Raw genomic sequence first — 26,309 nt, forward strand, 5'->3', positions numbered from 1 at the left:
GATGGAAGCGCTCCTGAACCCTTCCCCTTCGGCACCGGCACCCGACAAGAGCGCGCTGCGCACCTGGGGCCCGCTCGCGCTGATCCTGGTGCTGATCGCGCTGCCGCTGTTGCCGCTGCCCGACTTCTGGATCATCCAGCTCAACTACATCGGCATCTACACGCTGCCCGTGCTCGGCCTGGTATTGCTCACCGGCGTGGGCGGCCTCACCTCCTTCGGGCAGGCGGCCTTCGTGGGCATCGGTGCGTACACCACCGCCTACCTCACGGTGAACACTGGCTTGTCGCCGTGGGTCACGCTCTTCATCGGGCTGGCGCTTACCGGAGCCAGCGCCGCGATCATCGGCGCCATCACGCTGCGCATGTCGGGCCACTACCTGCCGCTGGCCACCATCGCTTGGGCGCTGTCGCTGTACTACCTCATGGGCAACCTCGATGCACTCGGCAAGTACGACGGCATCCTGGGCGTGAAGGGCCTCACCGTGTTCGGCTTCGAGGTCGGGCAGCAGCGCATGTTCTATGCGGTGGTGTGGATCTTCGCGCTGCTTGCCGCGTTCGCGGTGATCCGCCTGCTCGACTCGCGCAGCGGCCGCGCCATCCGCTCGCTAGCGGGCGGCTCGCAGATGGCCGAGGCCATGGGCGTGAACACGCTGCGCTTCAAGATCGGCATCTTCGTGCTGGCGGCCATGCTCGCGTCGATCTCGGGCTGGCTGTTCGCTCACTTCCAGCGCACGGTGAACCCCTCGCCCTTCGGGCTGAAGATGGGCATCGAGTACCTGTTCATGGCGGTGCTCGGCGGCGCGGCCCATGTGTGGGGCGCCATCGCCGGCTCGGGCGTGGTCAAGCTGCTCGAAGACCAGCTGCAGGTGCTGCTGCCCAAGCTGATCGGCACGGCCGGCAGCTACGAGCTGATCGTGTTCGGCATCATGATCGTGCTGGTGCTCAAGTACCTGCCCGAAGGGCTCTGGGCATTCATCGACCGGCGGCTGCCGCGTCCTCGCCGCAGCGTCGACTGGCAAGGCGCGAAGGACCTGCCCGCGCGCGCCAAGCCGGCAGCCGGCGAAGTCGTGCTCGACGTGCAGGCCATCCGCAAGACCTTCGGCGGGCTGGTGGCCGTGAACGACATCAGCTTCCAGACGCGCGCCGGCCAGATCGTCGGCCTGATCGGGCCGAACGGCGCGGGCAAGTCGACCACCTTCAACCTGGTGACCGGCGTGCTCGGCCTCTCGGGCGGTGCCGTGCGCTTCCGCGGCGAGGCCATCGGCGGGCTCGGCGCACGGCAGATCGCGCAGCGCGGCGTGTCGCGCACCTTCCAGCACGTGAAGATGGTGGCGGACATGACGGTGCTGGAGAACGTGGCGCTGGGCGCGCACCTGCGCGGGCGCAAGGGCGCCATTGCAGCCATGCTGCGCATCGACCGCGCCGAAGAGCGCGCGCTGTTCCGCGAGGCCGAGCGCCAACTGCAGCGCGTGGGCATGGGCGACTACCTGCACGAACTCGCGGGCAACCTCGCGATGGGCCAGCAGCGCCTGCTTGAGATTGCACGCGCACTGTGCGCCGACCCGGCCCTCCTGCTGCTCGACGAGCCCGCGGCCGGCCTGCGCCACAAGGAAAAGGAAGCGCTGGGCAAGGTGCTGCGGCAACTGCGCGGCGAAGGCATGAGCATCCTGCTGGTCGAGCACGACATGGGACTGGTGATGGACATCTGCGACCACATCGTGGTGATGGAATTCGGCACGCACCTGATGGAGGGCACGCCCGCCGAGGTGCAGAACAGCGACAAGGTGCGCGCCGCGTACCTGGGCACGGAGCACTGAAATGACAACCCCCTTGCTCCGCATCCGCGACCTGCACGCCGGCTACGGCCGCGCCGAAGTGCTGCACGGCATTGACCTGCAGGCCGACCAGGGCAGCGTCGTCACCGTCATCGGCCCGAACGGGGCTGGCAAGTCCACCCTGCTCAATGCGCTGATGGGCGTGCTGCCCGCCAAGGGCGTCATCGAGTTCAAGGGCCAGCCGATCTCGGCGCTGTCGCTCGAGGAGCGCGTGATGCTCGGCATCGCGCTGGTACCCGAGAAGCGCGAGCTGTTCGGCACCATGCCGGTGGAAGACAACCTCGTGCTCGGCGCATTCCGCCAGGTGCGGCTGCGCAACAGGCAGTGGCGCGACCGCATCGACGAGGTCTACACGCTGTTCCCGCGCCTGAAGGAGCGCCGCGCCCAACTGGCCGGCACGCTGTCGGGCGGCGAGCGGCAGATGCTGGCAGTGGGCCGCGCGCTGATGTCGCGCCCCACGCTGCTGATGCTCGACGAACCCAGCCTGGGCCTGGCGCCGCTGGTGGTGCAGGAGATCTTCCGCACGGTCGATGCGCTGCGCGCCACGGGCGTGACGATCCTGCTGGTGGAGCAGAACGCGCGCGCCGCGCTCGAAGTGGCAGACCACGGCTACGTGCTCGAGATGGGCAGCGTGAGCCTGGAAGGCAAGGCGCAAGAACTCGCGGTCGATTCGCGCGTGATCGACACCTACCTGGGCGCGGCAAGAAAAGCCGCCTGACGAGAAGAAAAGAAAGCCGCGGCATGCGCGGCAAGGAGACAACTTGATGACCCGACAGAGCCACGTCCACCTCGGCCTGTGCGCAACCGCGCTCGGCGTTGCCGCATTGCTCGCGGCCTGCGCGGGCCGGCCCGCGGCACCGAATACGGCACCGCGCGCGCCGCTGGCAGCCGCGCGGCCCGGCACGCTCCAGGCCTGCACCGACCTTGCCGCCCGCGCCGCGCTGCCGGGCACGGTCTACACCTCGGTCACTGACGTACCGGCCGGCACCGTCACGGTCGGCGGCGTGGCCATGAGCGCGCCCGCGCACTGCCTCGTGCAGGGCCACATGAACGAGCGCACGAGCCCCGTCGACAACCAGCGCTATGCCATCGGCTTCGAGATGCGGCTGCCCGTTGCGTGGAACGGCCGCTTCTTCTACCAGGCCAACGGCGGGCTCGACGGCGTCGTGGTGCCGGCGCTCGGCGGCATCGGCGGTGGTGGCCCGCGCAGCAGCGCGCTGCAGATGGGCTTTGCCGTCATCAGTTCCGACGCCGGCCATGCGGGTTCGATGGGCCCGCGCTTCGGGCTCGACCCGCAGGCGCGGCTCGACTACGGCTACAACGCCGTTTCGCAGCTCACGCCGATGGCCAAGAACCTGATCGCCAAGGCCTACGGCCGCGGACCCGACCGCTCCTACTTCGGTGGCTGCTCCAACGGCGGGCGGCACGCGATGGTGGCTGCAGTGCGCTCGGCCGACCAGTACGACGGCATCCTCGCGGGCGACCCCGGCTTCAACCTGCCGAAGGCGGCAGTCGCGCAGCTCTACGGCGCGCAGCAATACGCGGCGGTGGCCAGCGCGAAGACACCCGCCGGCCAGCCCGACCTGCAGAGCGCGTTCACGCCGGCCGAGCTGAAGCTGGTGGCCGACAAGGTGCTGCAGCGCTGTGACGCGCTCGACGGCCTGGCCGACGGCATCGTGTCGAACGTCAATGCCTGCAAGACGCGCTTCGACATCCAGACGGCGGTGCCCACCTGCGCGGCGGGTACGCGTGACGGCATGTGCCTCAGCGCGCCGCAGAAGAAGGCGCTCGCCGACGTGTTCAAGGGCGCGCGCAACAGTGCGGGCCAGGCGATCTACAGCAGCTTCCCGTTCGACGCGGGCGTGAGCGGCGCCAACTGGCGTGAGTGGAAGTTCGCGAGCCCGCCGACGCGCGACGCGGGGGCCGTGGGCTTCATCTTCAGCACGCCGCCACTGGCCGACCGGCCGCAGGGCCTTCCCTTTGCGCTGGGCTTCGACATGGACCGCGACGCACCGCGCATCGCGGCCACCGATGGCGTGTTCCGCGAATCGGCCCTGTCGTTCATGACGCCGCCCGACGCGGCCAACCTGGGCGCCTTGCGCAACCGCGGCGGCCGGATGATCGTTTACCACGGCACCAGCGACCCGGTGTTCTCGTCCGACGACACGCAGGCTTGGTACGACCGTGTGCAGGCCGCGAATGGCGGCGATGCCTCGTCGTTCGCACGCTACTTCCCGGTGCCCGGCATGAACCACTGCGCGGGCGGCCCGGCCACCGATCAGTTCGACATGCTGAGCGCGCTGGTCGACTGGGTCGAGCAGGGCAAGGCGCCCGCATCGGTCACCGCCTCGGCGCGCGGCACGGGCGCGGCGGTGCCCAACGCCGAGGTGCCGGCCAACTGGTCGGCGCAACGCACGCGGCCGCTGTGCCCCTACCCGCAAGTCGCAACCTACACCGGCGGCGACACCGAGCGCGCGAGCAGCTTCGCGTGCAAGCTCCCGACGCCCTGATACCGAGTTACCGAGCCCCCGATGGACTACCAGCCCCGCCCCGAAGACGTCAGCTTCCTGCTCAATGCCGTGCTCGACGCGCCTGCCTGCCTGGCCACGCTCGCGCCCTTTGCCGAAGTCGACGAGGCCCTGCAATCGCAAGTTCTCGAAGAGGCAGGCCGCTTCGTCGGCGAGGTGGTGGCACCCATCAACCGTGGCGGCGACGAGATCGGCTGCCGCTTTGTCGACGGCGAAGTCGTCTCGCCGCCGGGCTTTCGCGAGGCGTACCAGGCCTTCGTCGACGGCGGCTGGCCTGCGCTGTCGGCCGCGACGGAAGACGGCGGCCAGGGCCTGCCCGCGGTGCTCGAAGCGGTGCTCTACGAATGGCTGGCCGCCGCCAACCATGGCCTCACGATGGCGCCCGGCCTGCTGCATGGCGCGTACGCCTGCCTCAAGCACCACGGCAGCGAGGAGCTGAAGCAGCGCTATCTGCAGAAGATCGCGACCGGCGAGTGGCTCGCCACCATGTGCCTCACCGAAGCCCATGCGGGCAGCGACCTGGGTCAGGTGCGCACGCGCGCCACACCGCAGATGGGGCAGGCCGACGGCAGCCTGCGGGTGAACGGCGGCAAGATCTTCATTTCCGGCGGCGAACACGACCTGACGCCGAACATCGTGCATCTCGTGCTGTGTCGCCTGCCCGATGCGCCGGCCGGCCCCAAGGGCCTGTCGCTGGTGCTGGTACCCAAGCTGCTGCCCGACGGCACGCGCAACGCGGTGCACTGCGAACGCATAGAAGAAAAGATGGGCCTGCACGGCAGCCCCACCTGCACGATGCGCTTCGACGATGCCACCGGCTGGCTGGTCGGCGAGCCCGGCCGCGGCCTGGCCGCGATGTTCGTGATGATGAATTCGGCGCGCCTGCACGTGGCGCTGCAGGGCATCGGCCTGCTCGATGCCGCCTGGCAGAAGGCCGACGCCTATGCCGCCGAGCGCCGCCAGATGCGAGCCCCCGGCCCCGTGCCCGCCAGCCGCGGCAGCGAGCCGGCCGACCTGATCGCCGAACACCCGGCCGTGCGCCGCATTCTCGATACGCAGCGCGCCTGGATCGACGGTGCGCGCACCCTCGCCTACCGCAGTGCGCTGATGCTCGACGTCGCCGCGCACGACGCCGACCCGAAGGCCCGCGAGCGAGCGCAGCGCTGGTGTTCGTTCGTCACGCCGGTGCTGAAGGCCGCGTGCACGCACCAGGCCTTTCACGGCGCGAGCGAATGCCTGCAGGTGTTCGGCGGCCACGGCTACGTGCGCGAGTGGGGCATCGAGCAGATCGTGCGCGACGCGCGCGTGACCATGATCTACGAGGGCACCAACGAGATCCAGGCCATCGACCTGCTGGTGCGCAAGGTGTTGCCTGACGGCGGCGTGGGCATGTCGGCCGTGCTGCTCGAACTGCGCGACACGCTCGACGCCTCGCGCGAGGCCGATGCCGACGTGCAGCGCCGGCTGGCGCAGTTGCGCTACCTGGGCACCACCGTCGCGATGGCGGCGCATGCCAACCCCGTGTTGCCCTACGAGGTGGCCGACGACTACCTGCGCGTGACGATGCTCGCGATGATGGCGTGGGCCTGGGCGCGCATCGAGGCAGTGGCGCCGCAGGACGCTGACAAGGCCCGGGCGGCGGCCGCCTTCCGCCGCTGGGTGCTGCCCGAGTTCGAAATGCGCCTGGGCATCGTCAAGCGGGCCTGCGAGACGGTGGCCCTGAGCCATCATGCCGCGACGCCCCCGGGTGTCGCCAACTAGCCACTCGAATCGCTCGCATGCATCCACTCGCGGTTACGCTCGGGCCATGCCACCCTCCCCGAAATCCGCCCCCGCGAAAGGCGAGCAGGCCGTAGTGCCGCAAGGCAAACAGGACCGGCTCGACGCACGCATGCTCGAAACCCTGGTCGGCTACAACGCGCGCCGAGCGTGGCTGATCGTCAGCGCCTTCTTCGCGGAGCGCATGGCGCCCTACGGGCTGAAGCAGATCGACTTTTCAGTGCTGTCGCTGCTGGCGCACAACCCGGGCGCCACGTCGCGGCAGCTGTGCAACGCGCTGGACATTCTTCCGCCGAACCTCGTGAGCCTGGTGGCCACGCTGGACAGCCGGGGCCTGATCGAACGCCGCCCCCACCCGCATGACGGCCGCGCCGTCGGCCTGCATCTCACGGCGGCTGGCGAGGCGCTGGTCCGCGAGGCCGAGCAGACCGTGATCCAGCTCGAAGCCGACGCCAGCGCCAAGCTGACCGCGCGGGAGCGCGAGACGCTGATCCGGTTGCTGCAGAAGATCTATTTCTAGCGTTTTGAAGAGGGCTCAGAGGCCCCGCTCGACCATATCGATCAATTGCTGACCAAGGCTGTGGGCAGCCTCGGCCGGCATCTCGCGCAGCGGCCCGTCGATGATGAGCAGCGCCAGCCCGTGCACCGCGCTCCACGCGAGGTATTCGGCATTCGGGCGCCGCGCCGGGTCGAGCACGCCGGCGTCCACCAGCCGGTCGATGGCCTTGCCCAGCAGCTGGAACGGGTCCAGTCCACCGGCCCCCGCCTTGCCCGGGCCGAGTTCGCCGCTACCCTCGTCGGAGATCACGAAGGCCGTGCGGAACAGACCCGGCTCGGCCTGCGCGAAGCGCAGATAGGCGGTGCCGACGGCGCGCACTTGCGCCCGCGCGAAGTCTGCGGGCGGCTGGTCGCAGGGCAGCACCGCCAGCTCCTTTTCCATCGCGGTCGCCGCCGCGGCCAAGGCCGCCTCGCGCACCGCGAGCAACAGCTCCTGCCGGCTGCCGAAGTGCCGGTACGCCGCGTTGGGCACCACGCCCGCGCGCCGCGTGGCCTCGCGCAGCACCACCGCGCCGGGGCCGCCGTCGCGCGCCAGTTCAATGCCCGCGTCCAGCAGCGCCCGGCGCAGGTCGCCGTGGCGATAAGTGCTGCGGGCGGGCGGCAGGCTGTCGGGGACGTTGTTGAGCTTCATTGCAATTCCATGTGGACACTGTCCATTATCCCTGTTATTCTTTGTGGACGGTGTACACAAAGTAATCCGATTGTTTGCGGCCCATGACACCGGGGGCCTCCGAGTCACCTCTCCAATCCAAAGGAATCGCCATGAAAGTCCAGTCTTACCTCTCGTTCGAAGGCCGCTGCGACGAAGCGCTCGGCTTCTACAAGAAGGCGCTAGGCGCCGAGGTCGTGCAGCTCATGCGCTACAGCGAAGCGCCTGCAGGAGCCCCTTCAGAGAACGCCGAAGCCGGCTGTGCCGGCGGCACACCCGATGCAAACAAGGTGATGCACGCGGTGTTCCGCATCGGCGACACCGAGCTGATGGCCTCCGATGGCCGCTGCTCGGGCCAGGCGAAGTTCGAGGGCATCATGCTCGCGCTCACCGCCAACACCGACACCGAAGTCGTCAAGTGGTTCAACGCACTCGCCGAAGGCGGCCAGGTCATGCAGCCGCTGATACCGACCTTCTTCACCTCGAACTTCGGCATGCTGACCGACCGCTTCGGCGTGGGCTGGCTGCTGGTCGTCGCGCACCCCACCTGATTCCCGCACGCTCCATCCATCTCCCGAGAAAGCTCCCGACATGCTCAAGAAAATCGCCCTCGTCATCGTGCTCGCGATCGCCGCACTGCTGATCTTCGCCGCCACCCGGCCCGACACCTTCCGCGTGGAACGCACTGCGCGCATCGACGCGCCGGCCGACAAGATCTTTCCGCTGATCGACGACTTCCACGGCTGGAGCGCATGGTCGCCCTACGAGAAGCTCGACCCCGCCATGAAGCGCACCTTCGGCGGCACGGCGAGCGGCAAGGGCGCAACCTACGCCTGGGAGGGCAACGACAAGGCGGGCGCCGGGAGCATGGAGATCGTGGAGTCGACGCCTTCGTCGAAGGTCGCGATCAAGCTCGACTTCATCAAGCCCTTCGAAGGCCACAACACGGCCGAATTCACACTGCAGCCCCAGGGCAACGCGACGCAGGTCACCTGGGCCATGCATGGCCCCAGCCCTTACGTTGCAAAGCTCATGGGCATCTTCTTCAACATGGACCAGATGATCGGCAAGGACTTCGAAGCAGGCCTTGCCAATCTCAAGACGGCCACCGAAAAGTAACCCCACAAGGAAACCTCATGTCCCCCATCCACGCCTACCTCACGTTCGACGGCAACGCAGCAGAGGCCATACGCTTCTATGAGAAGACGCTCGGCGGCACCATGCAGATGATGATGACCATCGGCGAAGCACCCGACACCGAGCAGTTCCCGCCCGAGGCGAAGAAACGCATCATGCATGCCTCCCTGGCCTACGGCGACGGCATGCTCATGGCCTCCGACTCCATGCCCGGCCAGCCGTACGAAGGCATGAAGGGCTTCGGCGTCGCGCTGACGCTCGATACCGTCGCCGAAGCGCGCCGCGTGTTCGACGCCTTTGCCGACGGCGGCAAGGTCTCCATGCCCTTCGAGAAGACCTTCTGGGTCGAAGGCTTCGGCATGGTGACCGACCGCTTCGGCACGCCGTGGCTGATCAACGGCGGGAAGCCGCTGATCTGACCCTTCCTCCCATCGCTCTACAGGAATTGCACTTCCCATGACCAACCAACTCGACAGCCGAAAGCGCTGGCTCGCATTGATGGTGCTGTGCCTCGGCGTTCTGATGATCGTGCTCGACACCACCATCGTGAATGTGGCGCTGCCCTCGATCCGTACCGACCTGGGCTTCACCGAGACCTCGCTGGTCTGGGTGGTGAACGCCTACATGCTGACCTTCGGCGGTTTCCTGCTGCTGGGCGGCAGGCTCGGCGACCTGTACGGCCACCGCCGCGTGTTCCTCGCGGGCCTGGTGCTGTTCACGCTGGCATCGCTGGCCTGCGGGGTCTCGACCTCGCAGGGCCTGCTGGTGGCGGCGCGCGCGGTGCAGGGCCTGGGCGGCGCAGTGGTCTCTGCCGTGTCGCTCTCGCTCATCATGAATCTCTTCACCGAACCGGCCGACCGCGCAAAAGCCATGGGCGTGTACGGCTTCGTGTGCGCGGGCGGCGGCAGCATCGGCGTGCTGCTGGGCGGCCTGCTGACGAGCACGCTGAGCTGGCACTGGATCTTCCTGGTGAACCTGCCCATCGGCGTTGCGGTATACGCGCTGTGCGTGGCGCTGCTGCCCAGCGCGCGCGGCCATGCGCATGGCGAGAAGCTCGACGTTGCGGGCGCCATCACCGTCACGCTGTCGCTGATGCTCGCGGTGTACGGCGTGGTCAACGGCAACGAGGCCGGCTGGGGCTCCACGCAAACGGTGAGCCTGCTCGGCGCGGCCGTGGTGCTGCTGGCCATCTTCATCGGCATCGAGTCGCGCGTGCAGCATCCGCTGATGCCGCTGGGCCTGTTCAAGCTGCGCAGCGTGTCGGTCTCCAACGTGGTCGGCGTGCTGTGGGCCGCGGCAATGTTCGCGTGGTTCTTCATCTCGGCGCTGTACATGCAGCTGGTGCTGAACTACACGCCCATGCAGATCGGCCTGGCCTTCCTGCCGGCCAACGTGATCATGGCGGTGTTCTCGCTCGGCCTGTCGGCCAAGATCGTGATGCGCTTCGGCATTCGCAAGCCACTGGCCGCCGGGCTCTGGCTCGCGGCCATCGGGCTGGCACTGTTCGCACGCGCACCGGTCAACGGCAGCTTCGTGACCGACGTGCTGCCCGGGATGATGCTGCTCGGCCTCGGCGCGGGCATGGCCTTCAACCCGGTGCTGCTGGCAGCCATGAGCGAGGTGAGCCCGTCCGATTCGGGCCTGGCCTCGGGCGTGGTCAACACCTCTTTCATGATGGGCGGCGCGCTGGGCCTGGCCGTGCTGGCCAGCGCCGCGGCCGCGCGCAGCGCATCGATGGAAGCGGCCGGCGCGCAGATGCCGCTGGCCCTCACCGGTGGCTACAACCTTGCGTTTCTCGTCGGCGCCGTGTTCGCGGCGGCGGCGGGTTTGATCGGGGCGTTGCTGCTTCGCACCGTCATGCCTGGGCAAATGGAGAACAACGAAAAGGCTGACGGAAAAGGAGCACCCCGGGAGACGGCGGCATCGTGAGCGGCAACACGCCATGCAACCGCCGGTTTTCTTTCTTCAACGGTTCCACTCTTTATTCAGGAGAACACCCATGGCTCGTTATGTAGACGGCTTCATCGTCGCCATTCCCACCGCCAACGTCGAGGCTTACCGCAAGCTGGCGCGCAAGGCCGGCAAGGTCTGGATGGAATACGGCGCGATCGAATACGTGGAGTGCATCGCCGACGACGTGAAGCCCGGCAAGCTGACCTCGTTTCCGCAAAGCGTGAAGCTGAAGACCGACGAGACCGTGGCCTTCTCGTGGATCGTCTACAAGTCGCGCAAGCACCGCGACACGGTGAACGCGAAGGTCATGGCCGACCCGCGCATCGCGGCAATGGACCCGAAGACCATGCCCTTCGATGCCAAGCGGATGATCTTCGGTGGCTTCAAGAGCATCGTCGAGCTCTGACCTCGCCCGACACGCTCAGGCCAGGAAGCCGTCATAGACGAGCTTCAGGCCCGTGAGCAACATCCCCAGGTACACGAAGCGATAGAACCACGTCGCATCGATGCGACGAGCGATGCGGATGCCGACCCACACGCCGAGGGGCGCGAGCGGCATCAGCACCAGCGACGTGGCCAGCGTGCGAAAGTCGAGCAGGCCGAGCCACGCGTAGGGAATCCACTTGCTGAGATTCACCACGAAGAAGAAGTAGGCCATCGTTGCGGTGAAGACCACCGGCGAGAGCCGCAGCGGAATCACATAGGCATTGATGGGCGGCCCACCCGCATGCGCGATGAAGCTGGTGAAGCCCGACACCGTGGTCAGCACCGCGCCCACACCGCGCGAAGGCAGCGGATCGTTGGGCTTGGGCGGAAGCAGCAGGCGCTGCGCCAGAAACAGCAACGTGAACACACCGACGATGCCCGCCACCGTGTGCGCCGACAGCATGCGAAACAGCAGCGTGCCGATCACCGTGCCCAGCAGCCCGAACGGAATCAAAAACTTGAGCAGCGAACGGTCGAAGTCGCGCCGGAACGCCGCCAGGCCCAGCACGTCCATCAGCAGCAACAGCGGCATCAGGATGGCGGCTGCCTGCGGCACCGTGACGGCCAACGCCATCATCGGCACCGCGAGCGAACCGAAGCCCGCGCCGAAACCGCTCTTGCTGATGCCGAGCAGCAGCACGGCGGGAATAGCGACCGCATAGAAATGCGGGTCGGTGATGAGGGGAAAGGCCATGGGCAGAAGAAGCGCAGAAAAAAGCCCACCGGGGCGGCGGGCTTCGCTAGCGTAGCAGGCCTTTAGATTGGGCGCGCTCACGCCGACGGGGTACCTTGCTCCGCGAATGTCCCCCGGCCTTCGGCCTCCTCCTTTATTTCGCTGCGCAAGGCACCCCATCGACGTGATCGTTCAGCGCAGTCGTTGATCGGCCAGCACGACAGCCGCGTCCATGTGCGAATGGCACCGGGTGCTCCCCGCAGCGAAATAAAGGAGGAGCCGAAGGCGGGGGACATTCGCGGAGGGGAGTACCCGGTGTCATTCGCACGCACCCCGAACACAACACACAGCCGAGCAACCAAAACGATCTACTCCGGCTGAATACCCAGCTCACGCACCGTGCGACTCCAACGCTCCACGTCCTTGCGCACCAGCGCGTGCGTGTCAGACTGCGACAGCGCGAGCGGCTTGCCACCGGCCTTCACGAACGAATCCATCACCTCAGGCATTGCGATGACGTTTGCAAGCTCGGCACGCAGTCGCTCCAGCACCGCTGGCGGTGTCTTCGCCGGAGCAAAGAGACCGAACCACGATTCAAGCTGCAGCTTCGCCACACCGGTCTCGCCAATGGTGGGAACGTCAGGCTGCGTCGGCAGCCGCGATGCACCCGACACCGCAAGCGCCTTCGCGTTGCCAGCCACCACCTGCGGCCGCGCCGTCGGCGAAAGGTCGAAGAACAGATCGACCCGACCGCCAAGCAAGTCTTGGTAAGCCGCCTGCGCACCGCGATACGGCACGTGCGTCAGCTCCACACCGGCCTGCTGCCACAGCGCCGCCGCGATCACATGCTGTCCAGAACCGTTGCCCGCCGATGCGTAGTTGAGCTTCTTCGGGTTGGCTTTGGCAAACGCCACCACGTCTTTCAGCGTGGCCTGCGGCAGGTCTTTCCGCGCCATCAGCGTGTAGCTGTAGGCCACGGCCAGCCCCAGCGGCTCGAAGTCGCGCAGCGAGTCGTAGGGCAGGTTCTTGTACAGCCCCATGTTGAGCGCGAGGTTCGACACCGAGCCGACCAGCAGCGTGTAGCCATCGGCCGGCGCCTTGGCGACGAAGTCGGTGCCGACCACCGTGCCGGAGCCCGAGCGGTTGTCGACGATCACGGGCTGGCCCAGTGCGCGCGACAGACGCTCGCCAAGCAGCCGGCCGACAAAGTCGAAGCCGCCGCCGGGTGGCTGCGGCACGACGAGCTTGAGCGGCTTCGAAGGCCAGTCTTGTGCAAGCGCGAGTTTCGGCATGGCGAGCATCGCCAGCGCCGCAGCCATGACGCTGCGGCGGTCGAGTGTGGTGTCCATGGCCGTTCAGCGCTCGAGTGCGCCGCCAGCGAGCCAGCGCGCGCCGCGCTGGTACAGCGCCTCCACCGCCGGCCCCTTGAGCATCGGCATGTCCAGCTTCACCGTGTAGCCGATGCGCTGCTGGATGTAGGCAAGGTGGCGATAGCCTTCGGGCAGGTCGGCCAGCACGGCAGCGTCGAGCTTCACCGTGGCGGCAGGGTCCACCGGGTCGATGCGGTCCTTCTCGTAGATCGGCTGGCGGTGCAGCAGCTTCCATTCGCCGCCGTGCTTTTCCACGAAGTCGTAGAAGCGGCCGGTGCACACCACATCGCACAGCACGCCCTCGACCATGCCGCGCTGCGAGATGGTCATCTTGGTCTGCGCGATGGCGCGCTCGTCAGCCACCTCGATGGCCGAGCCGCCCAGAAAGTGCAGGATGCTCACGCCCTTGGCCCAGCCCTCCTGCGTGACGCGGATGAACTCGGTGTACGGGCCCTGGAACCACGTGGCCATCATCACGCCATCGGGGTGCCAAACGGTGGCGAAGCGCTCCCAGTCGCCAGCGTCGCGCCACACGGCCCAGCGTTCGATCATCCGGCGGATCAGCAGCTCCTGCTGCAGGGTGTCTGTCATTTGCGTTGTCTCCTTCATTGTTTTTTGTTTGGATCAGGCAGGCTGCTTCAACGGGTTGAGCACGAAGTCGAAGTCCAGCCGCCAGCGGCCGTTGTCCTGCTTCTTCCATGGCGCGACCAGCGACTGGCGCACCGCGAACACCGCATCGGAGTCGAGCCACTGGTCGCCGTCGCGGAACACGTGGGTGATGAGCCGTTCGTAGCCCGGCGCCTCGATCTTGAAATGCAGATGCGCGGGCCGCCATGGGTGGCGTTTGGTCGCGCGCAGCAGGTCGCCCACGGGCCCATCGACCGGGATCGGATAGGCCTCGGCCAGCACGCTGCGGAAATGCAGCGAGCCATCGGCCGCAGTGCGCAGGCGGCCGCGGTTCTCTGCGTGGTCCAGCCCTTGGTGCTGCACGTCGTAGTGGCCGCCTTCGTCGGCCTGCCACACGTCGACCACCGCATTGGCCACCGGCTCGCCGTCGAGTCCGCACACCGTGGCGAACACGTCGCAGGGCGCGCCTACAGCGCCGTTGGCCACGTCGTCGCCATGCTCGTATTCGGGCGCGCCTTCGAAGTAGAAGGGGCCGAACACGGTGGCCTCGGTGCAGCCGACCGGCTTGTCGTTGTTCATCGCAATGGTGAGCATCGACAGGCCCAGCACGTCGGACAGCAGGATGAACTCCTGCCGCTTGTCGTCGCACTTCTGGCCGGTGGCGGTGAGGTACTGGATGCCCTGGAACCACTCGTCCTCGGTGAGCTTCACCTCGCGGGCGAAGGCGTGCAGGTGCTGCACCAGGCTGGTCATGATCTCGTGCAGGCGCGGGCTGGGGGTATCGGCGAAGCGCGCGAGCACGGCCTGGGTGATGTTGTCCTGGTTGAGGTTACGCATCGTGGCTGTCTCCATGTTGTCTCGGCGCACTGTAGGCCGCACGCCGTTTGCACGAAAGCACCAGGGCGCAAATGATTTTTCCGCCCAGCGGAACGGTCGAGCCTGCCCTGCGCCAAAATCGTCCGGACCTGAAAAACAAGCCCGGAGACACCACCCCATGGACCGCTGGACCGAAATCGCCCTGCTCGTGCAGATCGCCGATGCCGGCAGCCTGAGCCGCGCGGCCGAGGCGCTGGGCCTCTCCAACGCAGCCGCGAGCCGCCACCTGAGTGCGCTCGAAGAAAGGCTGGGCGCGCGGCTGGTCGAGCGCAATACGCGCCGCCTGTACCTCACCGACACCGGCCGCGAGTTCTGCGGCCGCGCCCGCACCATCCTGGCCGACCTGGCGGACGCCGAATCGACGGTGAACGCCACCGCGCTCAACCCGACGGGCACGCTGCGCGTGACGGCCTCGCTTTCTTTCTCGATCCATCACATCGCGCCGCTGCTGCGCGAATACACGCAGCGCTATCCGGGCGTAACGGTGCACGTGGAGGCCGCAAACCGCTACTTCGACCTGATCGACAACAACATCGACGTGGCGATACGCACGCGCGAGTACGAGCCCGATTCGAACGTCACGATCCGCCGGCTCGGCGAAACGCGGCGCATCCTGGCGGCGTCGCCGCGCTACTTCGCGCAGCACGGTTTTCCGAAGACGCTGGACGATCTGAAGCAGCACAAGCTGCTGATCTACACCTACGCCAACAACCCGAACGAGCTGCGCTTCAGCCGTGGCGGGGAGACGCACACGGTGTCGGTGACGGGTCTGCTCGAATCGAACGACGGCCAGGTGCTGCGCGCCGCCGCGCTCGACGGCATGGGGATCCTGGTGCAGCCGACCTACATCGTCTACGAAGACATCGTGGCCGGCCGGCTGGTGCCCACGCTGGACGACTGGGACCTGCCGCACCTGACGATCAACCTGGCGTACCCGAGCCGCAAGCACCTGTCGGCGAAGGTGCGCAGCTTCATCGACTTCATGGCGGCGCATTTCGCAAAAATGGACTACGAAAGAAAGTGGACAGGCCACTTCGGCAGCCACTGACCGGGCAAAACGGCCTTTCGCCAAAACATGTGCGTAAACGCACATCCCGCATTTCGGCGGCCTCGCAAACTGGAACCGCAACCGTCGCATTCCGCGGCGGACCACCGTTTTCCACCAAGCAAGGATCTGCCATGAACACCCAGGCCGCAGCCGCCAACACCCCGCGTGCGCCGATCGCATCGCCGCTTTCCGCCCTCTCCCCCGCCGCGCTGGACGATTCCGGCAAGCTGCTGATTCGCGTGACGATCGGCTTCCTGGTGCTGCTGCACGGCATCTTCAAGCTGTCGGCCGGCGTGGGCTTCATCGGCGGCATGCTGGCCAAGGCCGGGCTGCCGGGTGGGCTGGCCTACCTGGTGTACGTGGGCGAAATCGTCGCGCCGCTGCTGATGATCGCGGGCGTCTTCACCCGCGCGGCCGCCGCCGTGGTGGTCATCAACATGCTGGTGGCCTTCGGCCTGGTGCACATGGCCGACCTGTTCTCGCTGACCAAGCAGGGCGGCTGGGCGCTGGAACTGCAGGGCCTGTACCTGTTCGGCGCGCTGACGGTGGTGCTGCTGGGTGCCGGCCGCTTCAGCGTGGGCGGCGTCAAGGGTCGCTGGAACTGAGCGTCTTCCGGCTCAGCCGGCGTCGCCCCGCACTTGGGAGACCATCAGCTCCAGGCGGGCGACGTCAGCCACCAGCAGGGCCTTGTCGTCCTTGCGCAGCACGCCGCCGCGCACCAGCACATTCAGCTCGCGGGTGACCTGCTCGCGGTTGGTGCTGATCTGGCTGGCCAGCGCCGCATGCTTGGGAGCCGGCTCCAGCCGGGCCTGGTTGCCGTCGATACCGGCAATACGGGCCAGGCGCAGCAGTTCGGCATGCAGCCGGTTCTGCACGCCGAGGGTGCTCAGGTCGATGACGCGCTCCGACAACTGCCGCACCAGCGACACCAGCCGCAGCATCACGCGCTGGGCCACAAGCGGCTCATCGTGCAGCAGGGCCATGAAGGCGGCGCGGTCGAGGCTGGCGACCACGCTGGGTTCGAGCGTGACCACGTCGGCGGAGCGCGGGCCACCGTCGATGGCGGCGATGTCGCCGAAGTGCTCGCCGGCTTCGGAATCGCGGAAAGTCACCTGCCGGCCGTTGGCCGAATAGGTCGTCACCCGCACCCGGCCCGAGACCAGCAGGAACAGGTCGCCCTGCTGCTCGGCGCGCAGCAGCAGAGGCTTGCCGGCTTCCACGCTGTGCCACAGGCATTGCTGGGCCAGCAGGTCCAGGCGCTGGTCTGAAAGGCCTTCGAGCAGCGCGATCTGGCGCAGCGCGAGGCTGGAGCGGGGGGTGAGTTCAGGTTTGGCCATGCCAGGCTAGGTAGGGGCGCGCGGATTATGCTCGGGTGCCGCTTCGAACCCGTTCATGGACAGACGTTCCCCTCACGCTCCCCCTTTTTCCCTGAGACCGCCGACACGGCGCAATCTCCGCTGGGCGAGCGGGCTGGTGCTGATGGCCTACATCACGGCGCATCTGCTGAACCATTCGCTGGGCATCTATTCCTTTGCCGCGGCCGAGACCGTGCTGCGCGGCGTGCAGAAGTTCTGGCACAGCCTGCCAGGCACCGTGCTGCTGTACGGCGCGGCCGCCACCCATCTGGCGCTGGCCGTGGTCGCCCTGTGGGAGCGCCGCACCCTGCGCATGCCGCCGCTCGAAGGCCTGCGCGTACTGCTGGGCTTTGCGCTGCCGCTGCTGCTGGCCACGCACCTCACTGCCATGCGCGGCGCCTACCTGGCCTATGGCATCGAGGGCTCGTATGTGCGCGTGGTCTGGGGGCTGTGGGACTGGCAGGGCGCGGCCGCACAGCTGCTGATGATGCTGGCGGCCTGGGTCCACGGCTGCCTGGGCCTGCATTTCGCACTGCGGGCGCAGCCGGCCTGGCGACGCTTTTCCTACCTGCTGCTGGCCATTGCGGTTGTGCTGCCGCTGACGGCGGCGATGGGCTTCGTCTCCATGGGGCGCGAGTTCCAGTGGAGCGGCCTGCCGCCCACCGTGCTTCCCACGCCCGAGCAAGGCAAGGCGCTGAATACGGCCGAAGGCAACATCAAGTGGTTCTACGGGCTGGCGCTGGTCGCGCTGCTGGGGGCGCGCTGGGGGCGCAACAGCTTCGCGCGCTGGTCGCGGCAACCATCGGTCACGCTGCGCTACCCCGGCCGCACGGTGCAGGTGCCGCGCGGCTGGAGCGTGCTGGAAGCGAGCCGCTCGCACGGCATCGCTCATGTGTCGATCTGCGGCGGACGGGCGCGCTGCTCGACCTGCCGCGTGCGCGTGGCCGGCCCGGCCGAACACATCGGCGAACCCGGCCGCGACGAGCAGCGCACGCTCGAACGCGTGCGCGCGCCGGCCGACGTGCGCCTGGCCTGCCAGCTGCGCCCGCGCGGCGACGTCGAGGTCACGCCGCTGTTCGCGCCGCTGCCCAATGAAGGCCGGCCCGCGCCGGTCGGCAGCTTCGGGCGCGAGCGCGACGTGGCGATCTTGTTCGTCGACCTTCGGCGCTGGTCGGGCCTGTCGGAGCGGCAGTGGCCCTTCGACCTGGCCTATGTGCTCGACCGCTACTTCGCCACCGTCGGTGCGGCAGTGCGCGAAAGCGGCGGCGTGCCGAACCAGTTCATCGGCGACAGCGTGATGGCGATCTTCGGGCTCGACTGCGACCTCCCCACCGCCTGCAGGCAGGCACTGCACGCGACCGAGTTGATCGGCCAGCGCATGGATGCATGGAGCGAAGGCTTCGAGGCGCAGTTCGGCCAGCGGCTGGAGTTCGGCATGGGCCTGCATGCGGGCCGTGCGGCGGTGGGTGAAGTGGGCTATCTGGAAACCACGACCTTCACGGCCATCGGTGAAGTGGTCAACACCGCGAGCCGGCTGCAGGACCACTCGAAGACGGCCGCATCGCGCCTCGTCGTCTCGCTGTTCGCGGCCGAGCAGGCCGGTGTTGCGGAGGCCATGGGCGCGATCGAAACGCTCACCGTGCGGGGACGCTCCGAACCTCTTGCGGTGCTCTACGCACCGCACAGCGCTGCTCCTCTGTAGTTGCCGAAAGCGGTGCGCAAACGCACAGCGCCAACCACGATGCGGTTTCACACTGCATCCCGTGGCAACGACGAATGTCCGCCGCCCACACTGACAGTCAAAGGGACTCGCATCATGAACACCAAGCAACTCATCGCCATCTCCGCCGTCGCATTCGCCATGCTCGGCGCGGCAGGCGCGCACGCTGAAACCTACGAAGGCGTGCACGCCATCACCTCGTCCGCCAGCCGCATGGACGTGCAGGCCGAAGCCTTGGCTGCCGCGCGCGCCGGCAACCCCTACTCCGACAGCGCCGCTGAAGGCACTGTGGCCGTCAACTCCACGCTCGACCGCAATGCGGTGCGCGACCAGGCCGTGGCCACCGCTCACGACCCGCTGCAAAGCCTGGACCGCCGCGCGTTCTACCGCGACCAGGTGCCTTCGGCCTACAGCAAGCCGACGGTGTCGTTCACACGCCAGGCCGGCCTGTAAGCGGCGACGCGGCCCTGCCGCAAATCAGGGCCGCACACCTTCCCACGCGTTCTGCAACAAGGCACGAATCGCATCGCGCTCCAGAGGGCGCGGATTGGGGTACTGGTTCTTCAGCGCATGCTCGCAGGCCAGGTCGAGATCGGATTCCTTCATGCCGATGTCGCGCAACGCAACCGGCGCACCGTTGTCGCGTGCAAGGTCGTACACGGCTTGCGCGGCAGTGCTTCCCCCAAGCGCCTGCGCGATACGCGCCATGGCCTGCGGCGCCGCTTCGGCGTTGTAGGCCAGCGCATGCGGCAGCACGATGGTGTGGGTCTCGGCATGCGGCAAGTTGAAGCTGCCGCCCAGCGTGTGGCACAGCTTGTGGTGCAGCGCCATGCCGACATTGCCGAGCACCGTGCCGCAGAGCCAGGCGCCATAGAGCGCGTCGCTGCGGGCACTCGCATCCTTGGGCGTGGCACGGATCGCCGGCAACGCGCGGCCCAGTGCTGCAATGCCTTCCTGCGCCATCAGGTCCATGATCGGATTCGAATCGACCGCGTAGAGCCCTTCGGCCGCATGCGCGATGGCGTTGATGCCGCTGGTCACGCTCATGCCCACGGGCAGGCCCAGCGAAAGCTCGGGGTCGTAGATGACGGTGCGCGGCAGCACCTTGAAATCCTTGCCCGTCTTCTTCATGCCGGCTTCGGTGATGCCGTAGATCGGCGTCATCTCGGAGCCCGCGTAGGTTGTAGGGATGGCGAGGATCGGCAGGCCCGAGTCGAGCGCGATGGCCTTGCCCAGCCCGGTGGTGGAACCGCCACCGATGGCCACGGCGCAATCCGCGCCCAGCCGGGCGGCCACTTCCCGCGCCTCACGCGCCGTTTCGATGGGCACGTGCATCACGGCACGGTCGAACACGCCGGCCGCGTGCGCGCCGAGCATGTCGGCCACACGCTCGGCCTGCGGGCGCTGCTCGGGCGTGGACAGCACCAGGGCCCGGCGCGCGCCGAGCAGGTCAATCTCGCGCGCCAGGTGCTGCAGCGAGCCCGCGCCGAACACCACCCGCTGGGGCACGCTGGTGTAGACGAACGATGGTGTGGTCATGGCTTTTCCTGTCTGTCTCTCGAGTGTTCATGAACGACCGATGCCGGGCATCACGATACGCCGGCGGCCCGCCGGGCGAGTGTCCCGCCGGGCCGCCTACTCATTCAACGACAGGAACGGAAAGGAGTTTTCCGCTCAGCCCCGATTGCCAGCAGCCCTCTCGCCAGCGCCCGACTGAACGATGAGCAGCAGGAAACCGCCGGCCATGGCCACGTTCTTCAGGAAATTGTTGAGCTGCGCGTTGAACTGCGCCGCGTCGGCGGCCCAGAACGCATGCGCTGCGAAGGCAGTGGCCAGCGTGAACAAGGCCAGCGCGCCGGCAACCCATTGCACGCGCCAGCCAACGATCAGCAGCAGCCCGCCGCCGATCTCGAGCGCGATGGTCAACGGCAGCACCACGTCGGCCAGCGGGATGCCGAGCTTGGCGAAGTAGCCGAGCGTCGCTCCATAGGTCATGAGCTTGCGCACACCCGCGACCAGGAAGATCACCGCCATCAGCACGCGGGCGGCCACGGTCCAGCCGCGAAAGGGTTCGTTTGTCGTCATGTCGTTTCCTTGAATTTCACGCGGCCTTTTCGTCGCCCAGGCAGTTGGCGGCCGTCCAGCCGTAGAGCCATTCGAGCGCGTCGTAGAAGCGCTCCTGCGGCCTGCCCGTCCACATGCTGTTGCGCACCAGCCGCTCGACGCCCTTGGCGTGGTAGATGCGGCCCATCTCGCGGGCCGAGAGCACGACACGCGCGGTGCGGGCAACGCGGGAGCGTTCGTATAAAGCCAGCGCGCGCGGCCAGTCGCCCTCTTCGCGGCGCAGCGCGAGGCCCAGCGTCACGGCGTCCTCGCAGGCCATGCACGCGCCCTGCGCCAGGTACTGCACCATCGGGTGCGCCGCATCGCCCAGCAGCGTGGCGCGGCCGAAGGTCCATTGCTCGATGGGGTTGCGGTCGGCTGTGGAATAGCGCTTCCACGCTTTCGGAATGCGCAGCAGCAGCTGCACCTGCTCGCAGGTGGCCCTGAAGTAGCGCTGCACCTCCGCCGGGTCGCCGTCCATCGAACCCCACTCCTCGGGCTGGTCGCTGTGGAAGGTGACCGCCATGTTGAACTTGTCGCCGCCCTTCAACGGGTAGTGCACCAGGTGGCAGTTGGGCCCGACCCAGATGCATGGCGCGGTGAAGCGCAGCGCCTCGGGGAAGTCGGCCGTGTCGATCACGGCACGAAACACCACATGGCCCGATACGCGGATGCTGTCGCCCACGTACTGTTGGCGCACCGCCGAGCGCACGCCGTCGCAGCCGATCACGGCCTGGCCTTCGTGACGGCCGCCCTGTGCATCGATCAGCGTCACGCCTGCATCGTCCTGCTCGATGTGCACGACCTTGGTCGAGGTGAGGAACTCGATGCCTTCTGTCGTGGCCTTCACGCCTTCGAGCAACGCACCATGGATGTCGGCGCGGTGGATCACCGCATAGGGGTTGCCGAAGCGCTCGCGAAAGCGATCGGACAACGAGATGCTCGCCACGCGCTTCGCGTCGATGGCGTCGAACATCACCATCTCTTCGGTGTAGACCGCCTTGGCGCGCAGATGCTCGCCCACGCCCAACGCGTCGCAAGCCGCGAAGGCGTTGGGGCTGAGCTGGATGCCGGCACCGATCTCCCCGATCTGGCCGGCCTGCTCGATCACCTTCACGCGATAGCCCTCGCGCACCAGCGCCAGCGCAGCGGCGAGCCCGCCGATGCCGCCGCCGGCCACGAGCACGGGGCGGGTGTCTTTCACGGTGCGCATGTCACTTCAATCCGAACAGCTTGCGCGCGTTGTCGCGGCCGATCTTCTGGCGGTCGTTCTCGCTGATCTCGCACTTGTCGAACCAGCGGGCCGCGTCCTCATGCTTCTCGAACGGGTAGTCGACCGAATACATGATGCGGTCCGCCCCCACTTCGAGCATCGTCGACAGCAGCGTGGGCGTGCGGAAGTTGCCGCTGGTCGTGATGTGCACGTTGCTGCGCAGGTAGTCGCCGATTTCCTTGTCGCAGGGCATGCCGCGCCGGCCCTTGCGCAGGATGTGGTCGACGCGCCAGATGTTGAAGGGAATGCCCTCGCCGAAGTGGCCGAGGATCATCTGCAGGTCGGGGTGCCGGTCGAACAGGCCGCTCGACATGATGCGCAGCGCATGCAGGCCGGTCTCCACCGCGAAGGCCCAGGTTGGGCCGGTGAGCCAGTGCGCTCCTTCGTAGATGGGCTCGCGGCTCAGCAACGGGTCGCGCGGGTGCATGTAGAAAGGCTTCTTCAATGCGGCGGCGACGGCCCAGAAATCGGTGAAGCGCGGGTCGTCGTAATAGACGACGGTGTTCTCATCGCCCACCTGCGAGAAGCCGTTGACCAGGAAGCCGTGGAAGCCCAGCTGCGTCACGCAGCGCTCCAGCTCGCGCGCGGCCGCCTCGGGGTCTTGCATGGGCAACGCCGCGAACCCACCGAAGCGCGTGGGATGGCGCTTCGTCTGCTCGGCCAGCACGTCGTTGGCGCGCTGCGCGACTTCGACGGCGCGTTTCGCATCGGGAATGGCCTGCACCGCCGGCGAGTTGAGCGAGAGGATCGACAACTCGGTGCCCCACTCGTCCATCTGCTCGATGCGCTGCTGCTCGAAGTCGAGCAGGTTGTTCTTCAGGCCCTGCCATACCTCGGGGCGGGCATACACCTGCGAGTCGGCGATCGTCAGGTCGATCGCGAAATGCTCTTCGAGCGCAATCTTGTTCTTCATGGGGAAATCACTCCGGTTTGATGTTGAGCTTGTCCAGCACGTCCTGCCAGGTCTTGCGGTCGTCGGCGATGTAGCGCGCCAGCTGTTCGGGGGTGCCCGGGCGCGGGTAGGTGCCCAGCTCGCGCGACTTGGCCACCACGTCGGGTAGCAGCAGCGCCTCGTTCATGTCCTTGTTGAGCTTCGCGAGCACCTGCGGATCGACGCCCTTCTTCGCGATGACGGCGAACCAGCCGTGCGCCACCGCACCGGGCACTGTCTTGCTCGCAAGCGGGAACTGCTCCAGCCCGGCCTCGACGCGGTCGCCCATGCTGGCCAGCACGCGCATGCGCCCGCCCTGCACGTTGCCGGCGACCACGTTGTAGGTCTCGACCATCATCTGGGTCTGCCCGCCCAGCGTGGCCTGCATGGCCTGTGCACCGCCCGGGTAGTGCACTTCGAGAAACTGCGCGCCCGACTGCAGCCCAAGCAATGCCGAAGCCAGGTGCGGCGCGGTGCCGCGGCCGTTGTCTGCCACCTCGATGCCCTGCGGTTTGGCGCGTGCGGCGGCGATGAAGTCGGCGAGCGTCTTGTAGGGCGAATTGGCTGGTACCGCGAGCATGAAGGGCGCGACGGCCGCGAGCGTGACCGGCACGTAGTCGCGGTTGAAGTCGTAGGTCACGCCCTTGATGGTGCTCGGCGCCACCGAGATGGCCGAGCCCTGCACGAAGCCGAAGGTGTAGCCATCGGCAGGCGCAGCCAGGATCGCGTTCATGCCGATCACGCCGCTGCCGCCGGGCTTGTTGTCGACGATCACGCCTTGTCCCCACTTCTCGCCGAGCTTGGCGCCCACATGGCGGATCAGCACGTCGGGCGCCGACCCCGCGGGGAACGGCACCACGAAGCGCACCGCCTGCTGGGGCCACTTGGCAGCCGTTCCCTGAGCGGTTGCCAGAGGCATCGTTCCCAGGAAAGACAGTGCGATGGCGCATACGAGGGCAGCTCTGCGGGATGGCTTCAGGCTCATGATCGTCTCCGTATTTGCTTGATTATTCAAGTAATTGCGGCGGACTATATACTTGATTGTTCAAGCATGTCTAGATGAAAACCCTGCCCCAAGATCACGACCTCGAGAAGGCCATTCCCTTCCTGCTGGCACGCGCCGGTGCGCGCATGGGCAATGCCTTTGCGAAGGCATTGAAGCCCTACGGACTCAGCCTCAGCGAATGGCGCGTGTGTGCGTCGCTGCAGCACACGCCGCGGCAAACGCTGTCGGAACTGGCGATGCACGCGTCGACCGACCTGTCGGCGCTGTCGCGCATCGTCGACCGGCTGGCGGCGAACGAACTGGTGGCGCGCGAGAAGTGCGACACCGACAAGCGCGCGGTGCGCATCGCGCTCACCGAGCGCGGCCTCGCGCTGACCTGCGAGCTGATTCCGCTCGCGCAGCACTACGAGGCGGTGGCCACCTCGGACTTCAGCGCGGCGGAAGTGAAGACGCTGCGCGCGATGCTGCTGCGCCTGTACGCCAACGCAACGCCGCTGGCCTGAGCTAGGCCGGCGAGACCTGCACAGTCGAAGCCTGACGGCTCTCGGTGATCGCGAAGCGCACCGGCAGGAAGCGCTCGATCACCGCGCAGTTGGTGCGCGTGTGCTCCGTCACCTCGCTGCAGGTAAAGGCGCAGGCCTTCTTGCTCTGCCACGCCGCGAGCGCCAGCAGCAACGCCAGCTGATCCGCAAGATGCGGGCCGACCGCGGCCTCGCTCTTCTGGAACGCGCGCAGCTCCTTCACCAGCCCGTGCGCCACCTGCTCGGCGCTCAGCGACTTCTCGCCGAAGGCCGTGAAGACCTCGGTGACGTGCTCGTACGCCAGCGTCGCCATCAGCGCATTGCCGGGGCCTTCGTTCTGGCGCACCGCACCGAAGCGCAGCTGCTCGCCAGACCAGCCCATCGCGCCGCCCAGCGTGTCGAGCTCACGCGTCGGCACATGGCGCGGCAGGCCGGGCGCCAGGCATTCGGCGTAGTTCGACTGGTGCGCGCCGCGCGCCATCAGATCGAAGGGCTGCAGCGCGCCGGCCGCCGGCACGATGGTCGCCTCGACCTCGCCGCCACCGGCCGGATAGAAGCCGCAGCGGCGCAGCGTCAGTTGCAGGTCCGCGCCCAGGCGGCGCACCAGCGGCGCGAAGGCGCGCTCCAGGAAGTGGAACGGCGGTGCCATCGGGTTGTGCGTGCCGCCGCTCAAGTGCACACGGCTGGTCGCGCCAGCAAGCAGCAGCGGTGGCAGCACGGTCTGCAGCACCAGCATGCAGCTGCCCGCGCTGGCGATCGCGAAGCGGTACTCGCCCGCGCGCACCGGGCCGGGCTGGAAGCGCAGCGACTGCGAACCCAGCTCCGCGCCTTCAACCTGCGCGCCACTGATTTCGGCAACCGCGTTCACGCACGCAAGGTGCTGGCGCATCAGCCCCGGCTTGGCGCGGCCCGCGCGGATCTTCTCGATGGTCAGCGGCTGGCCCGTGACCACCGACAGCGCGAGGCTGGTGCGCAGGATCTGGCCGCCGCCCTCGCCTTGCGAACCGTCGAGTTCAATCATGCGCGGCCTCCGTCTTTGCCTTCTCGAAGCGCAGCACCGTCTCGTGCAGGAATGCATCGAGACCGGCCTCTTCGGCCTGCGGCAGCGGCGTCACCGGCTCCGCCGCATTGGCTGCCAGCTCGGATTCGATGAACGCATGGATGCCGGGCCAGCGCGGGCTGGTCGCGGCTTCGCCCGCGCGCATCTTCACTTCGAGCAGCGCGTTGATCTCGTCGATCAGCGCCGCATCGCGCACCGGGTCGAGCGTGCGCTGCGCCAGGTCGGCGAAGCGCATCGGCGGCACGCCGGGCTGCGAGCGGATCCAGCGCGCGGCCAACAGCGGGCGCAGCACGTAGAGGTATTTCTTGTAGCGCACTTCGTCGGCCTGCAGGTGCTCGCGGAAGTTCTTCTTCGCCATCGAGCTGTAGTGATGCCAGCCGCGCGCGTTGGAGAACACCGCCTCCGACAGCGCGCGGAAACGCGGCATCGCCACCGCGTCGTCGCGGTACACGATGGGCGAGCGCAGCCATTCGAGCAGCGTCGGGTTCGACTCGCGCATCAGGCCTAGCGCCTTGCGCAGGTCCCAGCCGTTGATGTCGAGGTCGCCGCTGATCGGCACCTCGATCACGTCGCGGCGCGGCGTCACCGTGAGGTACCACGGCAGGCGGTTGACGTAGATGAAGCGCACGTCGTAGTCGCTGTCGGGCGAGGCAAAGCCCCAGCCGCGGCTGCCGGATTCGCAGGCGAAGAGCACAGTCACGTCGTGCTTCGCCTCGATGTCGCGCAGGGCCTCCATGATCTGCGCGCGCATGGCGGGCTCGATCGGGTGGGCGGAGCGCAGGAATTCTTCTTCGGTGCTCATGACAATCTTCTTTTCTTTCT

28 protein-coding genes are annotated in these 26,309 nt (G+C 67.7%); 15 read left to right on the forward strand and 13 right to left on the reverse strand.

Annotated elements, in window-relative coordinates:
• Nucleotide 1: 1 nt before the first annotated feature.
• The 5 genes from BMW87_RS25400 to BMW87_RS25420 are packed head-to-tail and all read left to right on the forward strand — an operon-like array spanning nucleotide 2 to nucleotide 6,661.
• A complete protein-coding gene (locus BMW87_RS25400) occupies nucleotides 2-1,816 on the forward strand; it encodes a branched-chain amino acid ABC transporter ATP-binding protein/permease (protein ID WP_093079550.1) in 1,815 nt (604 codons plus the stop codon).
• 1 nt (nucleotide 1,817) lies between these two features.
• Entirely contained in the window at nucleotides 1,818-2,552 is a 735-nt protein-coding gene (locus tag BMW87_RS25405) for an ABC transporter ATP-binding protein (protein WP_093057611.1), read from the forward strand.
• A 46-nt stretch (nucleotides 2,553-2,598) separates the two neighbouring features.
• Nucleotides 2,599-4,344: a tannase/feruloyl esterase family alpha/beta hydrolase gene (locus BMW87_RS25410; protein WP_093079552.1), complete on the forward strand. Its 1,746-nt coding sequence runs from the start codon at nucleotides 2,599-2,601 to the stop codon at nucleotides 4,342-4,344.
• A 21-nt stretch (nucleotides 4,345-4,365) separates the two neighbouring features.
• A complete protein-coding gene (locus BMW87_RS25415; protein WP_093079555.1) occupies nucleotides 4,366-6,123 on the forward strand; it encodes an acyl-CoA dehydrogenase family protein in 1,758 nt (585 codons plus the stop codon).
• A 46-nt stretch (nucleotides 6,124-6,169) separates the two neighbouring features.
• Nucleotides 6,170-6,661, forward strand: a complete 492-nt coding sequence (locus BMW87_RS25420; RefSeq protein WP_093079558.1) for a MarR family winged helix-turn-helix transcriptional regulator — start codon at nucleotides 6,170-6,172, stop codon at nucleotides 6,659-6,661.
• Between the two features lie 15 nt (nucleotides 6,662-6,676).
• On the opposite strand, the gene BMW87_RS25425 is transcribed toward BMW87_RS25420, so the two are convergent.
• On the reverse strand, nucleotides 6,677-7,330 hold the full coding sequence (locus tag BMW87_RS25425; protein WP_093057607.1) for a TetR/AcrR family transcriptional regulator: 654 nt from the start codon (nucleotides 7,328-7,330) through the stop codon (nucleotides 6,677-6,679).
• A 131-nt stretch (nucleotides 7,331-7,461) separates the two neighbouring features.
• Here BMW87_RS25425 and BMW87_RS25430 point away from each other — a divergent pair, with 131 nt between their 5' ends.
• The 5 genes from BMW87_RS25430 to BMW87_RS25450 all read left to right on the forward strand — a co-directional run bounded on the left by BMW87_RS25430 (nucleotide 7,462) and on the right by BMW87_RS25450 (nucleotide 10,844).
• Nucleotides 7,462-7,899, forward strand: coding sequence for a VOC family protein (locus BMW87_RS25430; RefSeq protein ID WP_093079560.1), 438 nt, complete (start codon nucleotides 7,462-7,464; stop codon nucleotides 7,897-7,899).
• Between the two features lie 40 nt (nucleotides 7,900-7,939).
• Nucleotides 7,940-8,467 carry an SRPBCC family protein gene (locus tag BMW87_RS25435; protein WP_093079563.1) on the forward strand — a complete coding sequence of 176 codons (528 nt, stop codon included), beginning with the start codon at nucleotides 7,940-7,942 and terminating at the stop codon, nucleotides 8,465-8,467.
• Between the two features lie 17 nt (nucleotides 8,468-8,484).
• A complete protein-coding gene (locus BMW87_RS25440; protein WP_093079565.1) occupies nucleotides 8,485-8,904 on the forward strand; it encodes a VOC family protein in 420 nt (139 codons plus the stop codon).
• A 37-nt stretch (nucleotides 8,905-8,941) separates the two neighbouring features.
• On the forward strand, nucleotides 8,942-10,414 hold the full coding sequence (locus tag BMW87_RS25445; protein WP_093079568.1) for a DHA2 family efflux MFS transporter permease subunit: 1,473 nt from the start codon (nucleotides 8,942-8,944) through the stop codon (nucleotides 10,412-10,414).
• 70 nt (nucleotides 10,415-10,484) lie between these two features.
• Nucleotides 10,485-10,844: a DUF1428 domain-containing protein gene (locus tag BMW87_RS25450; RefSeq protein WP_093057602.1), complete on the forward strand. Its 360-nt coding sequence runs from the start codon at nucleotides 10,485-10,487 to the stop codon at nucleotides 10,842-10,844.
• Nucleotides 10,845-10,859: 15 nt separating this feature from the next.
• Here BMW87_RS25450 and BMW87_RS25455 read toward each other — a convergent pair whose 3' ends face one another.
• The 4 genes from BMW87_RS25455 to BMW87_RS25470 all read right to left on the reverse strand — a co-directional run bounded on the left by BMW87_RS25455 (nucleotide 10,860) and on the right by BMW87_RS25470 (nucleotide 14,431).
• Nucleotides 10,860-11,618 carry a sulfite exporter TauE/SafE family protein gene (locus tag BMW87_RS25455; RefSeq protein ID WP_093079571.1) on the reverse strand — a complete coding sequence of 253 codons (759 nt, stop codon included), beginning with the start codon at nucleotides 11,616-11,618 and terminating at the stop codon, nucleotides 10,860-10,862.
• 347 nt (nucleotides 11,619-11,965) lie between these two features.
• Nucleotides 11,966-12,946, reverse strand: coding sequence for a Bug family tripartite tricarboxylate transporter substrate binding protein (locus BMW87_RS25460; RefSeq protein WP_093079573.1), 981 nt, complete (start codon nucleotides 12,944-12,946; stop codon nucleotides 11,966-11,968).
• Nucleotides 12,947-12,952: 6 nt separating this feature from the next.
• Entirely contained in the window at nucleotides 12,953-13,558 is a 606-nt protein-coding gene (locus BMW87_RS25465) for a nuclear transport factor 2 family protein (protein WP_093079576.1), read from the reverse strand.
• Nucleotides 13,559-13,591: 33 nt separating this feature from the next.
• Nucleotides 13,592-14,431 (reverse strand): intradiol ring-cleavage dioxygenase, encoded by an 840-nt coding sequence (locus BMW87_RS25470; RefSeq protein ID WP_093079578.1) that lies wholly within the window; start codon nucleotides 14,429-14,431, stop codon nucleotides 13,592-13,594.
• Between the two features lie 157 nt (nucleotides 14,432-14,588).
• Between BMW87_RS25470 and BMW87_RS25475 the strand changes: the two genes are divergently transcribed.
• Both BMW87_RS25475 and BMW87_RS25480 read left to right on the forward strand, forming a co-directional pair.
• Entirely contained in the window at nucleotides 14,589-15,518 is a 930-nt protein-coding gene (locus BMW87_RS25475) for a LysR family transcriptional regulator (protein ID WP_093079581.1), read from the forward strand.
• A gap of 131 nt (nucleotides 15,519-15,649) precedes the next feature.
• The gene (locus BMW87_RS25480) at nucleotides 15,650-16,123 is read left to right on the forward strand and encodes a DoxX family protein (RefSeq protein ID WP_093079583.1); all 474 of its coding nucleotides are present in this window, start codon (nucleotides 15,650-15,652) and stop codon (nucleotides 16,121-16,123) included.
• Between the two features lie 12 nt (nucleotides 16,124-16,135).
• Here the strand turns inward: BMW87_RS25480 and BMW87_RS25485 are convergent, their stop codons facing one another.
• A complete protein-coding gene (locus BMW87_RS25485; RefSeq protein ID WP_093079586.1) occupies nucleotides 16,136-16,855 on the reverse strand; it encodes a Crp/Fnr family transcriptional regulator in 720 nt (239 codons plus the stop codon).
• Nucleotides 16,856-16,910: 55 nt separating this feature from the next.
• Here BMW87_RS25485 and BMW87_RS25490 point away from each other — a divergent pair, with 55 nt between their 5' ends.
• Nucleotides 16,911-18,575, forward strand: a complete 1,665-nt coding sequence (locus BMW87_RS25490) for an adenylate/guanylate cyclase domain-containing protein (protein WP_093079588.1) — start codon at nucleotides 16,911-16,913, stop codon at nucleotides 18,573-18,575.
• A gap of 114 nt (nucleotides 18,576-18,689) precedes the next feature.
• Nucleotides 18,690-19,046 carry an alpha/beta hydrolase gene (locus BMW87_RS25495; RefSeq protein WP_093079591.1) on the forward strand — a complete coding sequence of 119 codons (357 nt, stop codon included), beginning with the start codon at nucleotides 18,690-18,692 and terminating at the stop codon, nucleotides 19,044-19,046.
• A 24-nt stretch (nucleotides 19,047-19,070) separates the two neighbouring features.
• On the opposite strand, the gene BMW87_RS25500 is transcribed toward BMW87_RS25495, so the two are convergent.
• The 5 genes from BMW87_RS25500 to BMW87_RS25520 form a co-directional block, all read right to left on the reverse strand.
• Complete coding sequence (locus tag BMW87_RS25500) at nucleotides 19,071-20,132, reverse strand: maleylacetate reductase (protein ID WP_093057593.1); 1,062 nt, start codon at nucleotides 20,130-20,132, stop codon at nucleotides 19,071-19,073.
• 135 nt (nucleotides 20,133-20,267) lie between these two features.
• A complete protein-coding gene (locus BMW87_RS25505) occupies nucleotides 20,268-20,678 on the reverse strand; it encodes a DoxX family protein (RefSeq protein WP_093079593.1) in 411 nt (136 codons plus the stop codon).
• 16 nt (nucleotides 20,679-20,694) lie between these two features.
• Nucleotides 20,695-21,909, reverse strand: a complete 1,215-nt coding sequence (locus BMW87_RS25510) for a 3-hydroxybenzoate 6-monooxygenase (RefSeq protein ID WP_093079596.1) — start codon at nucleotides 21,907-21,909, stop codon at nucleotides 20,695-20,697.
• A gap of 1 nt (nucleotide 21,910) precedes the next feature.
• Complete coding sequence (locus BMW87_RS25515; protein ID WP_093079598.1) at nucleotides 21,911-22,882, reverse strand: amidohydrolase family protein; 972 nt, start codon at nucleotides 22,880-22,882, stop codon at nucleotides 21,911-21,913.
• 7 nt (nucleotides 22,883-22,889) lie between these two features.
• Entirely contained in the window at nucleotides 22,890-23,885 is a 996-nt protein-coding gene (locus BMW87_RS25520) for a Bug family tripartite tricarboxylate transporter substrate binding protein (RefSeq protein WP_093079601.1), read from the reverse strand.
• 74 nt (nucleotides 23,886-23,959) lie between these two features.
• Here BMW87_RS25520 and BMW87_RS25525 point away from each other — a divergent pair, with 74 nt between their 5' ends.
• The gene (locus tag BMW87_RS25525; RefSeq protein WP_093079603.1) at nucleotides 23,960-24,409 is read left to right on the forward strand and encodes a MarR family winged helix-turn-helix transcriptional regulator; all 450 of its coding nucleotides are present in this window, start codon (nucleotides 23,960-23,962) and stop codon (nucleotides 24,407-24,409) included.
• A gap of 1 nt (nucleotide 24,410) precedes the next feature.
• Here BMW87_RS25525 and rtcA read toward each other — a convergent pair whose 3' ends face one another.
• Both rtcA and BMW87_RS25535 read right to left on the reverse strand, forming a co-directional pair.
• Nucleotides 24,411-25,448, reverse strand: a complete 1,038-nt coding sequence (gene rtcA, locus BMW87_RS25530; RefSeq protein WP_093079606.1) for an RNA 3'-terminal phosphate cyclase — start codon at nucleotides 25,446-25,448, stop codon at nucleotides 24,411-24,413.
• Nucleotides 25,441-26,289, reverse strand: coding sequence for a nucleotidyltransferase domain-containing protein (locus tag BMW87_RS25535; RefSeq protein ID WP_093079782.1), 849 nt, complete (start codon nucleotides 26,287-26,289; stop codon nucleotides 25,441-25,443). The genes rtcA and BMW87_RS25535 overlap by 8 nt, the downstream gene beginning before the upstream one ends.
• Nucleotides 26,290-26,309 lie beyond the last annotated feature (20 nt).

Source organism: Variovorax sp. OV084 (assembly GCF_900111625.1).
Lineage (GTDB): Bacteria > Pseudomonadota > Gammaproteobacteria > Burkholderiales > Burkholderiaceae_C > Variovorax.

What these genes read in the sequence shown, in the direction of transcription:
- BMW87_RS25400 (WP_093079550.1), top strand. Translation starts at nt 2, where the DNA reads ATGGAAGCGCTCCTGAACCCTTCCCCTTCGGCACCGGCACCCGACAAG.
- BMW87_RS25405 (WP_093057611.1), top strand. Translation starts at nt 1,818, where the DNA reads ATGACAACCCCCTTGCTCCGCATCCGCGACCTGCACGCCGGCTACGGC.
- BMW87_RS25410 (WP_093079552.1), top strand. Translation starts at nt 2,599, where the DNA reads ATGACCCGACAGAGCCACGTCCACCTCGGCCTGTGCGCAACCGCGCTC.
- BMW87_RS25415 (WP_093079555.1), top strand. Translation starts at nt 4,366, where the DNA reads ATGGACTACCAGCCCCGCCCCGAAGACGTCAGCTTCCTGCTCAATGCC.
- BMW87_RS25420 (WP_093079558.1), top strand. Translation starts at nt 6,170, where the DNA reads ATGCCACCCTCCCCGAAATCCGCCCCCGCGAAAGGCGAGCAGGCCGTA.
- BMW87_RS25425 (WP_093057607.1), bottom strand. Translation starts at nt 7,330, where the DNA reads ATGAAGCTCAACAACGTCCCCGACAGCCTGCCGCCCGCCCGCAGCACT.
- BMW87_RS25430 (WP_093079560.1), top strand. Translation starts at nt 7,462, where the DNA reads ATGAAAGTCCAGTCTTACCTCTCGTTCGAAGGCCGCTGCGACGAAGCG.
- BMW87_RS25435 (WP_093079563.1), top strand. Translation starts at nt 7,940, where the DNA reads ATGCTCAAGAAAATCGCCCTCGTCATCGTGCTCGCGATCGCCGCACTG.
- BMW87_RS25440 (WP_093079565.1), top strand. Translation starts at nt 8,485, where the DNA reads ATGTCCCCCATCCACGCCTACCTCACGTTCGACGGCAACGCAGCAGAG.
- BMW87_RS25445 (WP_093079568.1), top strand. Translation starts at nt 8,942, where the DNA reads ATGACCAACCAACTCGACAGCCGAAAGCGCTGGCTCGCATTGATGGTG.
- BMW87_RS25450 (WP_093057602.1), top strand. Translation starts at nt 10,485, where the DNA reads ATGGCTCGTTATGTAGACGGCTTCATCGTCGCCATTCCCACCGCCAAC.
- BMW87_RS25455 (WP_093079571.1), bottom strand. Translation starts at nt 11,618, where the DNA reads ATGGCCTTTCCCCTCATCACCGACCCGCATTTCTATGCGGTCGCTATT.
- BMW87_RS25460 (WP_093079573.1), bottom strand. Translation starts at nt 12,946, where the DNA reads ATGGACACCACACTCGACCGCCGCAGCGTCATGGCTGCGGCGCTGGCG.
- BMW87_RS25465 (WP_093079576.1), bottom strand. Translation starts at nt 13,558, where the DNA reads ATGACAGACACCCTGCAGCAGGAGCTGCTGATCCGCCGGATGATCGAA.
- BMW87_RS25470 (WP_093079578.1), bottom strand. Translation starts at nt 14,431, where the DNA reads ATGCGTAACCTCAACCAGGACAACATCACCCAGGCCGTGCTCGCGCGC.
- BMW87_RS25475 (WP_093079581.1), top strand. Translation starts at nt 14,589, where the DNA reads ATGGACCGCTGGACCGAAATCGCCCTGCTCGTGCAGATCGCCGATGCC.
- BMW87_RS25480 (WP_093079583.1), top strand. Translation starts at nt 15,650, where the DNA reads ATGAACACCCAGGCCGCAGCCGCCAACACCCCGCGTGCGCCGATCGCA.
- BMW87_RS25485 (WP_093079586.1), bottom strand. Translation starts at nt 16,855, where the DNA reads ATGGCCAAACCTGAACTCACCCCCCGCTCCAGCCTCGCGCTGCGCCAG.
- BMW87_RS25490 (WP_093079588.1), top strand. Translation starts at nt 16,911, where the DNA reads ATGGACAGACGTTCCCCTCACGCTCCCCCTTTTTCCCTGAGACCGCCG.
- BMW87_RS25495 (WP_093079591.1), top strand. Translation starts at nt 18,690, where the DNA reads ATGAACACCAAGCAACTCATCGCCATCTCCGCCGTCGCATTCGCCATG.
- BMW87_RS25500 (WP_093057593.1), bottom strand. Translation starts at nt 20,132, where the DNA reads ATGACCACACCATCGTTCGTCTACACCAGCGTGCCCCAGCGGGTGGTG.
- BMW87_RS25505 (WP_093079593.1), bottom strand. Translation starts at nt 20,678, where the DNA reads ATGACGACAAACGAACCCTTTCGCGGCTGGACCGTGGCCGCCCGCGTG.
- BMW87_RS25510 (WP_093079596.1), bottom strand. Translation starts at nt 21,909, where the DNA reads ATGCGCACCGTGAAAGACACCCGCCCCGTGCTCGTGGCCGGCGGCGGC.
- BMW87_RS25515 (WP_093079598.1), bottom strand. Translation starts at nt 22,882, where the DNA reads ATGAAGAACAAGATTGCGCTCGAAGAGCATTTCGCGATCGACCTGACG.
- BMW87_RS25520 (WP_093079601.1), bottom strand. Translation starts at nt 23,885, where the DNA reads ATGAGCCTGAAGCCATCCCGCAGAGCTGCCCTCGTATGCGCCATCGCA.
- BMW87_RS25525 (WP_093079603.1), top strand. Translation starts at nt 23,960, where the DNA reads ATGAAAACCCTGCCCCAAGATCACGACCTCGAGAAGGCCATTCCCTTC.
- rtcA (WP_093079606.1), bottom strand. Translation starts at nt 25,448, where the DNA reads ATGATTGAACTCGACGGTTCGCAAGGCGAGGGCGGCGGCCAGATCCTG.
- BMW87_RS25535 (WP_093079782.1), bottom strand. Translation starts at nt 26,289, where the DNA reads ATGAGCACCGAAGAAGAATTCCTGCGCTCCGCCCACCCGATCGAGCCC.